General features: G+C 62.4%; 11 protein-coding genes. 6 read left to right on the top strand and 5 right to left on the bottom strand.

Annotated features, from left to right (window positions below):
* The first annotated feature begins 37 nt into the window (after positions 1–37).
* The 3 genes from J2Z75_RS14400 to J2Z75_RS14390 all read left to right on the top strand — a co-directional run bounded on the left by J2Z75_RS14400 (position 38) and on the right by J2Z75_RS14390 (position 2,474).
* Positions 38–802: a L,D-transpeptidase gene (locus J2Z75_RS14400; protein WP_209853467.1), complete on the top strand. Its 765-nt coding sequence runs from the start codon at positions 38–40 to the stop codon at positions 800–802.
* Positions 803–968: 166 nt separating this feature from the next.
* Positions 969–1,661: a L,D-transpeptidase gene (locus J2Z75_RS14395; RefSeq protein ID WP_209853466.1), complete on the top strand. Its 693-nt coding sequence runs from the start codon at positions 969–971 to the stop codon at positions 1,659–1,661.
* 135 nt (positions 1,662–1,796) lie between these two features.
* Entirely contained in the window at positions 1,797–2,474 is a 678-nt protein-coding gene (locus J2Z75_RS14390) for an outer membrane protein (RefSeq protein WP_209853465.1), read from the top strand.
* Here the strand turns inward: J2Z75_RS14390 and glcF are convergent.
* The 3 genes from glcF to J2Z75_RS14375 all read right to left on the bottom strand — a co-directional run bounded on the left by glcF (position 2,465) and on the right by J2Z75_RS14375 (position 6,607).
* Positions 2,465–3,766 carry a glycolate oxidase subunit GlcF gene (glcF, locus tag J2Z75_RS14385; RefSeq protein ID WP_209853464.1) on the bottom strand — a complete coding sequence of 434 codons (1,302 nt, stop codon included), beginning with the start codon at positions 3,764–3,766 and terminating at the stop codon, positions 2,465–2,467. The genes J2Z75_RS14390 and glcF overlap by 10 nt on opposite strands.
* Positions 3,767–3,968: 202 nt before the next feature.
* On the bottom strand, positions 3,969–5,171 hold the full coding sequence (gene glcE / locus J2Z75_RS14380; RefSeq protein ID WP_209853463.1) for a glycolate oxidase subunit GlcE: 1,203 nt from the start codon (positions 5,169–5,171) through the stop codon (positions 3,969–3,971).
* A complete protein-coding gene (locus tag J2Z75_RS14375; protein ID WP_209853462.1) occupies positions 5,168–6,607 on the bottom strand; it encodes an FAD-binding oxidoreductase in 1,440 nt (479 codons plus the stop codon). The genes glcE and J2Z75_RS14375 overlap by 4 nt, the downstream gene beginning before the upstream one ends.
* Before the next feature lie 118 nt (positions 6,608–6,725).
* Here J2Z75_RS14375 and J2Z75_RS14370 point away from each other — a divergent pair, with 118 nt between their 5' ends.
* The gene (locus tag J2Z75_RS14370) at positions 6,726–7,622 is read left to right on the top strand and encodes a LysR family transcriptional regulator (RefSeq protein ID WP_209853461.1); all 897 of its coding nucleotides are present in this window, start codon (positions 6,726–6,728) and stop codon (positions 7,620–7,622) included.
* Here J2Z75_RS14370 and J2Z75_RS14365 read toward each other — a convergent pair.
* Together J2Z75_RS14365 and J2Z75_RS14360 are read right to left on the bottom strand one after the other, a co-directional pair.
* Positions 7,607–9,046: a DUF6880 family protein gene (locus J2Z75_RS14365; RefSeq protein WP_209853460.1), complete on the bottom strand. Its 1,440-nt coding sequence runs from the start codon at positions 9,044–9,046 to the stop codon at positions 7,607–7,609. The two genes, J2Z75_RS14370 and J2Z75_RS14365, sit on opposite strands and share 16 nt — an antisense overlap.
* Before the next feature lie 41 nt (positions 9,047–9,087).
* The gene (locus J2Z75_RS14360) at positions 9,088–10,371 is read right to left on the bottom strand and encodes a DUF3422 family protein (protein WP_209853459.1); all 1,284 of its coding nucleotides are present in this window, start codon (positions 10,369–10,371) and stop codon (positions 9,088–9,090) included.
* A 173-nt stretch (positions 10,372–10,544) separates the two neighbouring features.
* Between J2Z75_RS14360 and J2Z75_RS14355 the strand changes: the two genes are divergently transcribed.
* A complete protein-coding gene (locus tag J2Z75_RS14355; RefSeq protein WP_327791257.1) occupies positions 10,545–11,339 on the top strand; it encodes a FadR/GntR family transcriptional regulator in 795 nt (264 codons plus the stop codon).
* 276 nt (positions 11,340–11,615) lie between these two features.
* Entirely contained in the window at positions 11,616–12,122 is a 507-nt protein-coding gene (locus tag J2Z75_RS14350; protein WP_209853458.1) for an NUDIX hydrolase, read from the top strand.
* Positions 12,123–12,208 lie beyond the last annotated feature (86 nt).

The raw sequence follows: 12,208 nt of genomic DNA, 5'->3' as shown, positions 1-12,208 counted from the left end.
TATGAGATATCCCGGCGAAAGGTAGTAAGTCCGTCCGATGATGAAGAAAACCCTGATCCTTGCCACATCCGTGTTCGTTGCCCTGTCCAGCCTGGCGGAAGCGGGCGACCGCTACCAGAACCGCCCGCCAATCATCATCAGCCCCGACCTCACCGCCCCCTGGGTCACCCAACTCGGCGGCAGCGTCCAGCCTGTCGTCTACCGCCAACAGCGCGCTATAGCCGTTCAGCAGCCGGCCGCCACCCGAAAACAATATCTGTTCCAGCGCCGCGTTCAGCGCTCCGGCGCTGCCGTCGCACAGCCGGTGTCGATGATGCGGGCGCAAAAGCCGCAGCAACGCCAGATCGATCCACAGTTCCTGCCGCAGACCGTCGCCTATGAAAGCCAGGAAAAGCCGGGGACGATCGTCATCGATACGAACAGCCGTTTCCTCTATCTGGTGACCGGCAACGGCGAAGCCCGCCGCTACGGCGTCGGCGTCGGCAAGCCGGGCTTCGAATGGGCGGGAGCCCACAAGATCACCCGGAAAGCGGAATGGCCGACCTGGACGCCGCCATCGGAAATGATCGCCCGCGAAGCCGCGAAGGGTCATTACCTGCCGGCGTCGATGGAAGGCGGCGAAGGCAATCCGCTCGGCGCACGGGCCATGTATCTCGGCTCGACACTCTACCGTATCCACGGCACCAACGCCCCCTGGACGATCGGCTATGCCGTTTCGTCGGGATGCATCCGCATGCGCAACGAGGATGTGACCGACCTTTATGAACGGGTCAACGTCGGCACCAAGGTTATCGTCATTTAAGCCGCCGCTTACCCGCTGAAGGGCCGCAACGTGGCCTTTCAGCAACAGGGGTTCCGGCGATACAGCCATCTCGATCACATTTTCTCTATCCAAGGCCCGTTAGACTTGCGTAAAACGCGATATTGAATAGCGTTTCGCAGCTTAGGGCTGGAGAGGGAATCCGTTGATGAGATATGCGTTGAAATCGTTGGCCGCGGCGAGTTTTGCGGCCAGTGTTCTGTTTGGCGCGTCGAGCGCCTCGGCTTTCATGCCGGGCGAGCCTGCCACCGTTCATGCGGGAACTGATGTCACGCTGGTTGCCGTGCAGAAGAAGCCGGCCAAACAATTCTGGCGTACCAAGGTACGTTTGCAGACCGACGAAGCCCCCGGCACCATCATCGTCGATACCAACAACAAGTATCTCTATTACATCGAGGGTCCGAACCGCGCGACCCGCTACGGCATCGGCGTCGGCCGCGAAGGCTTCGGCTGGTCGGGCGTCGTCAAGGTGCAGCGCAAGGCCGAGTGGCCGGGCTGGACGCCGCCGAAGGAGATGATCGCCCGCGAACGCAAGAAGGGCCATATCCTTCCCGACTTTCAGGAAGGTGGCATCGACAATCCGCTCGGTGCCCGCGCGCTGTATCTCTACAAGGGCAGGAACGATTCCGGATTCCGTATCCACGGCACCAACCAGCCCTGGACGATCGGTCTCAACATGTCGTCGGGCTGCATCCGCATGATGAACCAGGATGTCGAGCACCTCTATGAGCGCGCCTCGATCGGCACCAAGGTCATCGTCATCGGCCCCGGCAACAAGCAGGGCAATGTCTCTTACGACGATCGTGGTGTCGACATCCTGCGCACCATCTTCGGCGGCTGATTTTTCGTCGATACCACTACCCGAAAGCGTCCGCTCTGGCGGGCGCTTTTTTTGTTCCCCTTTCCGCAACCTGTCACACCGCTGTTGCCCCTTGAATATACGGCTTTTCCGGAGTGGAACGGCTTGGGGACCGACATGCGCTTGAACACCGGACGGGCGGCAGCCCTTTTCTCTTCGATCATTGCCCTTGCAAATCTTGCCGCCGTCTCCGTCCGTGCGGAAGACCTGCAGATCTCGGTCTACGGCGGCTACCAGACAGCGCCGCACAGCAATGTGAACGTGTCGGATGGCCCGGATTTTACCGCAGGCTGGGAAGGCAATTCCTTCAAGTCGCCACAATATTACGGCGTGCGCGGCACCTGGTGGCTGACCGACCTCGGCAAGCCGAATATCGGCCTGTCGATCGACTACACGCACGCAAAGGTCTATGCCGACGACGAGACATTCGGCAAGACGCCGGGATGGACCCATTTCGAATTCACCGACGGGCTGAACCTGCTGACGCTGAACGGCATCTACCGCTTCCAGAAGCCGGACCGGAAATGGACGCCCTATATCGGCGCCGGTATCGGCATCAACGTGCCGCATGTCGAGGTCACCCGCCCCTCGGGCAAGACGTTCGACTATGAATTCGGCGGTATGACCCTTCAGGCGCAGGCGGGCATTTCCTACCAGATTTCAGAGCGCTGGTCCGTGTTCGGCGAATACAAGGGCAACTATTCCTTCATCGACGTGCCGATCGACAGCGGCGCCCGTCTGAAGACCAACATCCTGACCAATGCGGTCAATCTCGGCGTCTCGTTTCACTTCTGAGGCAAGGCCGGCTTTTCACCGCCATAGGCCCAGTCGAGAAGCTCGACCGTGTGCAGGATCGGCATAGCCGTACCGGTGGCGATCTGGGTGATGCAGCCGATATTGCCGGTGGCGATGATATCGGCCTTCGTCGCCTCTATGTTCCTGACCTTGCGCGCCTTCAGCGTCGCCGAAATTTCCGGCTGCAGGATGTTGTAGGTGCCTGCCGACCCGCAACAGAGATGGCCCTCGGCAGGATCGCGGACGGTGAAGCCGGCGTTCTTCAATAGGACCTTGGGAGCAAGGGTGATCTTCTGCCCATGCTGCATCGAGCAGGCGGAATGATAGGCGACCGTGATGTTTCTCGCCTCCTGCCGTGGCAGGTCGAGGGTTGCCAGGTATTCGGTGATGTCCCTGGCCAGAGCCGAAACGCGCGCGGCCTTGTCCGCATAGGCCGGATCGAGCCGCAGCATGTGGCCATAATCCTTGATCGTCGTGCCGCAGCCCGACGCGGTGATGATAATGGCGTCCAGCCCGCCCTCGTCGGCCGCCCTGATCCAGACATCGACATTGCGGCGGGCGGCAACGAGCGCCTGTTCCTCGCGGCCCATGTGATGGACAAGCGCGCCGCAACAGCCCTCGCCCTGCGGCACCACCACCTCGACGCCGAGCCGCGTCAGAAGCCGGATCGTCGCCTCGTTGATCCCGGGCTTCAGCACCGGCTGGGCACAGCCGGTAAGGATGGCCACACGGCCGCGTTTTTCTATTTCAGCTGCACGAATGCCGGGCACTGCGGCTGCGGACGCCGAGGCGATCTGCGATGGCGCCAGGTCCAGCATGACGCCGAAGGTCTTCAGGAAGGGCACCCGCTTCATGAAGCCTGCAAGCGGCCGGCCGAGACGGGCAGCCTTGAGAGCCAGCCGGAAGCGTGAAGGATACGGCAGGACCGCCGCGAGGACAGCGCGCACCAGCCGGTCCTTCAGCGGCCGCCTGTAGGTCTGCTCGATATGGACACGGGCGTGATCGACCAGGTGCATATAGTTGACGCCGGAGGGACAGGTGGTCATGCAGGCAAGGCAGGAAAGACACCGGTCGATATGGGTCACCACTTCCTCGTCCGCCGGACGGCCGTTTTCCAGCATGTCCTTGATGAGGTAGATCCGGCCGCGCGGGCTGTCGAGCTCGTTGCCGAGCGTCACATAGGTTGGACAGGTCGCCGTGCAGAAACCGCAATGCACGCATTTGCGCAGGATCGCCTCGGATTCGGCAACATGCGGATCGGCAAGCTGGGCGGGGGTGAAGGTGGTTTGCATCAGGCGCGGCGCTCCGAGTGTATGGAGACATACCCCCCTCTGTCCCTCCGGGACATCTCCCCCTCAAGGGGGGAGATCGGCCGTAGACTCTGTGCCCGCCTTACCGGGAGGTCACTTGGGTAAAAGAACGATTTCCCCCCTTGAGGGGGAGATGTCACGAAGTGACAGAGGGGGGTAGCGCGCCACATACTCATCATCTCCATCACCCCATCTTCCCCGGATTGAAAACCCCCTTGGGATCGAATTTTTCCTTCAGCCGCGCCGACAGCGCCGCCACCGCAGGCTGCTCCGGCTCGAACGCAGGCGTCACAGCGCGAACTGCATCCGCAGCCCGTAACAGCGTTGCGTGTCCACCGCCCAGCCCCTTGATATAACGGCGCAGAAGATCCGCTTCGGCGTCGGCTTCCATGCGCAGCCAGATCAGGCCGCCCTGCCAGTCGTAGAAGGCATCGACGCCGGCTTCGAGCCGCAAGGCCGCGACCAGTTGCTGACCGGCGGAAGGGGCGACGGAGACGCGCCAGAGCGGCTTTTGCGTGCCGTCGGCATAGGGCTTGATGTCGCGGATGTCCCGCCAGAGCGTTTCCGTCGCCTTGTGGTCGAGAATGGCAATGGGCGCGACCGAAGCGAAAGTGGCCTTGAGCTTTTCGGCACGCACGGCAACTGACGCCGCCAAGCCTTCGAGACGCAGCACCGTCGCTGCCCCCTCCGGCTGGCTGCTGCCGATGAAGCGGTAGCGCACGCTATCGGGCAGGTGCGCGGCACCGGACACCTCGACCGGTAGCGCCAGCGCATGCGCCATCGCGGCGGCTGCCTGCGCATCGTCGAGACCGAAAACGACGATCGTCATGGCAGATGGCGGCAAGGGCAGGACTTTGAAGGTCACCTCCGTGAGCAGGCCCAGCGTTCCATGCGACCCGCAGAGCAGCTTGACAAGATCGAGGCCGGTGACGTTCTTCATCACCCGGCCGCCGGACTTGATCGTCTCTCCCACCCCATTGACGAAGCGGATGCCGAGCAGGTGGTCGCGCGCGGCACCGGCAGTGATCCGGCGCGGGCCGGAGACATTGGCGGCAAAGACGCCGCCGATGGTCGGCTCGCCCCTGGTGCCCATGACGCCGCGATGGTCCATCGGTTCGAAGGCGAGCATCTGGCGGTTTTCTGCCAGCACCGCCTCGATCTCCGCCATCGGCGTTCCCGCCTTGGCGCTCATCGTCATTTCCGCCGGATTGTAGCTGACAATGCCGGTCAGTTTTCGCGTCGATAGAAACTGCTCGGCTTGAACCCGATTGCCGAGGCCCGACCGCGTTCCGCCGCCGGCAATCGCAAGCGGCGTTCCTGTCTCCGCTGCGTGCCTGACGATGTCGGCGGCGTCCGTCTCCGAGGCTGGTTCGAAGTCCATTTTCATGCGGCGGGGCGCCCTTCCAGCGGAAAGACTTTTGACGGGTTCATGATCCATTGCGGATCGAAAGCGGCGCGGGCGGCCATCTGCTGGTTCAGATCGACCTGGGTAAACTGGTGCAGCATCAGGTCGCGCTTCTCGATGCCGACGCCGTGTTCGCCGGTGAGGCAGCCGCCGGCATCGACGCAGAGACGGAGGATGTCGTTGCCGGCTGCTTCGGCGCGGGCAGCATCCTCCGGATCGTTGATATTGTAGAGGATCAGCGGATGCATGTTGCCGTCGCCGGCGTGGAAGACATTGGCGACCCGCAGACCGTAGCCGTCGATGATCTCGCCGGTCTTCTTCAGGACATAGGACAGCTGGCTGAGCGGCACCGTGCCGTCCATGCAGATATAATCGGCGATGCGGCCGGTGGCGCCGAAAGCGGATTTGCGGCCTTTCCAGATCAGCGCCGCTTCCGTTGCCGACTGGCTTTCCCGAATGGTGGAAACGCCGTGACGGCGGGCGATGTCGATGATGCTGGCCAGCATCGCCTCCATCTCGGCTTCCGATCCCTCGACCTCGACGATCAGCAGCGCCTCGACATCCATCGGGTATCCGGCCTGGGCGAACGCCTCGCAGATGCCGATGGCCGGCTTGTCCATGAATTCGATGGCGACCGGGATGATGCCGGAGCCGATGACTTCGGCGACGCAGGAGCCCGCCTCCTCCGACGACATGAAGCCGAAGAGAACCGGCCGCGTTCCTTCCGGCTTGGCGATCAACCGCACCGTTGCCTCGGTGACGATGCCGAGCTGGCCTTCCGAGCCGCAGACGAGGCCGAGCAGATCATAAGCCGGCGCATCCAGAGCCTTGCCGCCGAGGTCGACGATCGTGCCGTCGAACAGCACCATCTTGACGCCGAGCAGGTTGTTGGTCGTCACCCCGTATTTCAGGCAATGGGCGCCGCCGGAATTCATTCCGATATTGCCGCCGATGGTGCAGGCAAGCTGCGAACTCGGGTCCGGCGCATAAAAGAAACCATCGGCTGACACCGCTTCGGAAATATTGAGATTGGTGACGCCCGCCTGCACCGTTGCGGTCCGGTTGGCAAAGTCGATATCGAGGATGCGCGACATTTTCGAGAGGCCGATGACCACCGCGTCGGATTGCGGAATGGCACCACCCGACAGCGATGTGCCCGCCCCGCGCGGGACGACGGGAATGCCGTAGCGGCTGCAATATTTCAGCACCGCCGCCACCTGTGCCGTGGTTTCCGGCAGGGCGACGGCCAGCGGCACCTGGCGATAGGCGATGAAGGCGTCCGTCTCGAACGGCACCAGACCGCGTTTCTCGCTGATGAGACAGCCCTCGGGCAGAAGATCGGCCAGATCCTCGATGATCGCATCGCGGCGGGCGAGCACGGACTGCTTCGGCTCCAGAAAGGCGATCGTCTCCGGCATGTCGGCCTCCCGGCTCATTTGCACTGCGGCATGAATTGGTATTTTTTCTTTACCACTATCGCCATACTGCAGCAAATGCTAATCAGTTTTTCCGTTTTCGAAACAATGGTCAAGATTGATGACAAATCTGGGCGATCTTGAGGTCTTCACGCGCGTGGTTTCGACCGGCAGCATGTCGGCGGCCGGCCGGGCGCTCGGTTTTTCCCCAGCCGTCATCTCCAAGCGTATCAAGCGCCTGGAAGACCGGCTCGGCACGCGGCTCTTTCAGCGAACCACGCGGCAGATATCGTTGACCGAAGCGGGACAGGGATTTTACGACCGCGTGCTTGGGATCATGGCCGGCATCGAGGACGCCGAGGCCTTTGCTTCGGGCCGTTCGGGTCAGCCGCAAGGCACATTGCGGGTCACGGCGCCAACCTCCTTTGGTCGCATGCACGTGGCGCCGCATCTCGCCCGCTTCATCGAGAGACACCCAGACCTCATCCTCAACATCGTGCTATCCGACGAATTCACCGACATCGTCGCGGAAGGTTTCGATCTGGCGATCCGCATCGGCGAATTGAGCGACTCGACGCTGGTGGCGCGCAAGCTTGCGCCGGTCCGGCGCATCCTCTGCGCCGCGCCCGCCTATGTCGAGAGGCACGGCATGCCGGAAACCGTCGACGATCTCGGCCGCCATATCTGCCTGCGCCAGCACAACCACGACACATGGAAGCTGGAAAGCGAGGCGGGTTCGCTGAGCTATAAACCGCAGGGCCGACTGATCACCAATTCCTCGGAAGTGGTGCGCGAGGCGGTGCTTTCCGGCGCCGGCATCGCGCTGCGCTCGACCTGGGATGTCGGCGGCGACTTGAAATCCGGAAAGCTCTTGCAGGTGCTGCCTGCGTGGGAAGGATCGCGCAACCTCTTCGTCTCGGCGCTTTATCCCAGCCGCCAGTTCCTGCCGGCCAAAGTGAGGCTGTTCATCGATTATCTCGCCGGGCTCTACGGGCCTGAGCCTTACTGGGAGCGGTAAGCTTCGGGCGGAATACGGTCCCAGAAGCCGTGCCGGCGGATATGCTGCCTGCGCAAATCCGCCACATAATCGGCATGCGACATCAACCCGTCATTGCCGCCGGGACGTTTTGCCAGTGCCGAGAGCCTCGCCAGGTAATCGGCGCCGTACCCATAGGCCTCGGACAGGCCGCGGCCGATGATGCGGTCGAGCAGGGCACGATAGAGCGCGGTTGCCGCGGCCGGATAGTCGGTCTCAAACGCCTCGGCGGCGGGCAGAAGAAACTCGTAGAACTCTCCCTCCCAGACGCCCCATCGGGCGACGACATAGCGCGCCGCGAGATCAAGCCTCGGCCACGCCAGATAGAACCGCAGGGCTGTATGCGGTTCACGGTAGCTCTCCACGAAGGCGAAGGCCTTGTCGAGCGCCTCGAATTCCTCGAAATCGCCGGCCTTGGCGATGTATTCCCGTAGTACCGCCGGATCGAGCCCCTGCTCGAAGATCTTCCAGCGCAGTGCTTGCGAGGCAGGGCGGTCCTTCAGTCCGTCGAGGATGGCGGCTTCGAGCCTGTCCTTATCGGGAAGCGGTTTAAGGCCGCCGCTCAGGATATCACTGCGACGGATGAAGCCGACCCGGGATTTGCGCTGCTTGCGAACCCAGATCAGTGCCTCGGCATTGCGACCGGCGGCATGGAGCCGTTCGGCGACGACAGTCGGTTCGCGCAGCGCTTCCGGCAGGGCTTCCTCGATCGCCACATAGGCATCGAGATCGCCACGCGCATCGGCAATGGCGCGGCGCACATGGACGATGGCCGGCAGAAAGGTGGTTCCGGCCGGTATCTTCACGGCCGAGGCCAGCGTTTCGTCCCAGGCCTTCAGGACGTCGGGTGACAGCGCGGCCGCAATCCGCACCGCCAGCAATGTCTTGACGCCATGATAGTCCATGCCGTGCAGGCCGGGCGTCAGCAATGGCGGGATACGAGCCTGCTGGTCAACGGGTACCGCCTGCGCCAGACGGCCGGCAGCTTCGCAGGCCTGGACATAGATGCCGGCGATACGGCCGCTGGAATCGTTGACACGCTCGGCGATGCCCTCATAGCCGAAGACGAAGCGGACCAACCTTTCGAGCGCCATGCCCGGATCGACTGCGCCGAACTCCTTGACGATGCTGGCCGAGATGCTGTCGAGATCGTTGCCGAAGGCGCGTTCCTTCTGCCAGCGGATGCGCGTGTTCGATTTTTCGAGCGCGGTCAGGCGGCTGTCTGTCAATTTGGCGACGCCGGAGGCACCGCTTATCCCGGCAAGCGCCGCGTTCAGCCGTCTCTTGAAGGACGTGTTGAGGGCCGCCTCATCCAGCGCGATCTCGATCAAGCGTTCCAGACCGAGAGCGGTCAGACCGTCCCGATCGAGTTTTGCCTTCTTCGCCGCTTTTGCCGCTTTAACCATGGTTTCGCACAGGTCGATTCGCTTCGAATATCCGGCAAGACTTAAAGGGTTTCGCGGTCCTCGTCTGCATGATGCTTGCGGATACGGCGCACCACGACCCACATGGCCAGCACCGCGACCGGCACGAAGAACCCGGTCAGCACGCTGGACTTGACCGGCAGGCCTTCACTTTCCAGCGCCTTGGCGAGATAACCGAACAGGCCGACGACATAATAGGAGATCGCCGCGACGGAGAGACCTTCGACGGTCTGCTGCAGGCGCAGCTGCAGCTTGGCACGGCGGTCCATCGAGTTGAGCAGCACGCTGTTTTGCCTCTCCAGCTCGACATCGACCCAGCTTCGGAGCAGCGCCGTGGCGCGTGTCAGCTTGCGCGACAGGTTGGCCTGACGCTCTTCCACCGACTGGCAGGTGCGCATCGCCGGGGCCAGGCGCCGTTCAAGGAATGTGCCGAGCGTCTCATAGCCGGGCACGCCGGTTTCGGTCAGCGAGCGGATGCGCTCCTGGACGATGCCGTAATAGGCGCGGCTAGCACCGAAGCGATAGAGACTCAGCGCAGCCCCTGCCTCCAGCTCGGCAGCCAGCAGCGTGATCTCGGCCAGCATCTCGTCGGCCTTTTCGCGGGCGCTGGTGCGCATCCTCTGCGTGACCCCGGTCAGCCCATCCTCGATGCGGCGAATATCCGGCGACAGCGATTGTGCCAACGGCAGGCCGACCATCGCCAGTGTGCGGTAGGTTTCGATATCGAGCAGCCGCTGGACAAGCGCGCCGGTCCCGGCCTCCGTCATGCCACGGTCGATGACGAGGATCTGCGTCAGGCCGTCGCCGTTCTGGCGGAAATCGGTCAGCACCACGGCCTGGCCGTTCTTGACATCGCTGTAACAGAGGCTGGTCGGGTCGAACACGCTCATTGCCGCGCGGGTTTCCTCCGAATCCGGCCGGATTTCCAGCCGGATGCCGGAAATCAGCGTTCCCGGCGGAGAAAACCCGTCGCCGAAAGGATGGGCGGTGACTTCCCCACCAAAGCGATCGGGAATGACGCCATCCCAGAAATAGGTCGAGAATTCGGTGTGCCGCTCCCAGCGCAGGGTCCCCTGCCCCCAGGACAGCGCATGATGGTTGGCTTCGCGGCTGGGCGGCGAGACGCCACGGGCACGCGACAGTTCGGACAGGACGGCATGATCGACGGCCGAGCCGCCGTCCGTCATGAAAGCAAGCTGGAAGATGACGCGCGGCGTTGTCACCAGCGCATAAGGACGCGCGTGGATCTCGCCCAGCGCCTGCGCGCGGGCCGGAGCCGACGGAAATGCAAAACTGCCTTTAGCCATGAAGCGTTTTCCCCTCTCACGCATCAATCAGAACCCTCTTATCAACAGGTTGAGCAAAAGGGAAAGGACGCTTTGACGCAGGAACGACTTTGTTTCCATCTCAATTTGAAAAGTGGCTAAAGAATTTGACCACTTTCCAACGCATGGATAAATTGAGGCCAAGGAGAGCTGCCGTGACAGACGACACCATCGATGCCTTTGCCCGCATCCCTCACAGCCGCACCTCCGGCGAAATCATCCAGCAGATCGAACTCCTGATCCTTGAAGGCGTGCTGCGCGACAACGAACGGCTGCCGAGCGAGCGCGACCTGTCGGGCCGGTTCGACGTCTCGCGGCCGATCCTGCGCGAAGCGCTGAAGGAACTGGAAGCGCGCGGGCTGCTCGTCAGCCATCACGGCGGCGGCACTTTCGTCGCCGATGTCATCGGCCAGGTCTTTTCCAAGCCGGTGATCGAGCTGATCTCGCGTCACCAGAAGGCGACGCAGGACTATCTGGAATACCGACGCGAGCTGGAAGGCATGACGGCGGAACTGGCCGCGCGACGCGCCACCCGCTTCGACAAGGACATGCTGACGCGCATCATGGAAGAGATGCGGGCCGCCCATCTTTCCGGTTCGGCCGAGGGCGGACTGAAGACGGATGTCGAGCTGCATAGCGCCATCGGCGAATGCGCGCACAACATTATCCTGCTGCATACCCTGCGCGCCTGCTACCGGCTGTTGAGCGGCGGGATATTCTTCAGCCGCGAGGTCCTCTTCGCCGCCCCCGGCGCGGGCGACAAATTGCTTGCCCAGCACGAGGCCATCTACGAGGCGATCATGGCCGGAGAGCCGGACGCTGCCCGAAAGGCGGCGCAGGCCCATATCGATTTCATCATCACGGCGACACGCGACGCCGAGCGCTCCGGCGAATGGGCCCGCGTCTCGCAGTTGAGAATGCAGCAGCGAGACCGGCAGGCCGGCCCCTGAGCCGTAATCAACGACACAAAAGACACGCACCGGGCAAATTTCCGTGCGCATCTCGCTAATGCCGCAAACATGCTCTATAAGGGCGCAATCGACACATTTCGGTGGCGCAATCTCATTAAATTGCCCGTCTTCCGCGTTGTCGCCCCTTCATCAGGAGCGCCGCGATTACTATATGTGTCTCACCAAATCTGCGCGTTTACAGGCCGTATAAAGCGAGCATAATTAAGCAATATTGCAGATCAAATTGATTCTCTTTTTTGGAAGGATGCCCCAACGTTGAATATTCTGAATCGCATTGCCACAGATGTACGCCTGATGTTCCGCCGTCCGGTGCGGATGCAGTGTGCTGCACTATGCTACCGGTTCAAGAAGAAAAGCGCGGCACCAGAGATGCTGCTGATCACCAGCCGCGACACCGGCCGCTGGGTCATCCCCAAGGGCTGGCCGATGGAAGGCAAGATGTGTCATCAGGCTGCCGAACGCGAGGCCTATGAAGAGGCAGGCGTGAAGGGCGAGACCGGGGCGGAGCGGATCGGCTTCTACATGTATGACAAAGGCATGGACCAGGGGCTGACGGTCCAGTGCATGGTTCAGGTCTACCCGCTGGTCGTGCTGGAAATGCTGAAGAACTTCCCCGAAAAGGGCAGCCGGAAAATGGAGTGGGTCAGCTTTGCGGAAGGCGCCAGCCGCGTTGCCGAGCCGATGCTGAAGGATATCATCCTGAGTTTCGAACAGCGCTTGCTTGCCACCATGAATCCGGCTCCAAAAGCCATGGCGCAATAAACGTCTGAAAACGATTGGATAGAGCGACGCGCGGCATAACCGATCCTGCTGCGCCGAATGGTGGTTATCCGTTTCCTGGTAGGCGG

Source organism: Rhizobium herbae (genome assembly GCF_017873135.1).
Lineage (GTDB): Bacteria > Pseudomonadota > Alphaproteobacteria > Rhizobiales > Rhizobiaceae > Pararhizobium > Pararhizobium herbae.
The sequence above is the reverse complement of the archived record's forward strand: the minus strand, read 5'-3'. Positions and strand labels throughout refer to the sequence as shown.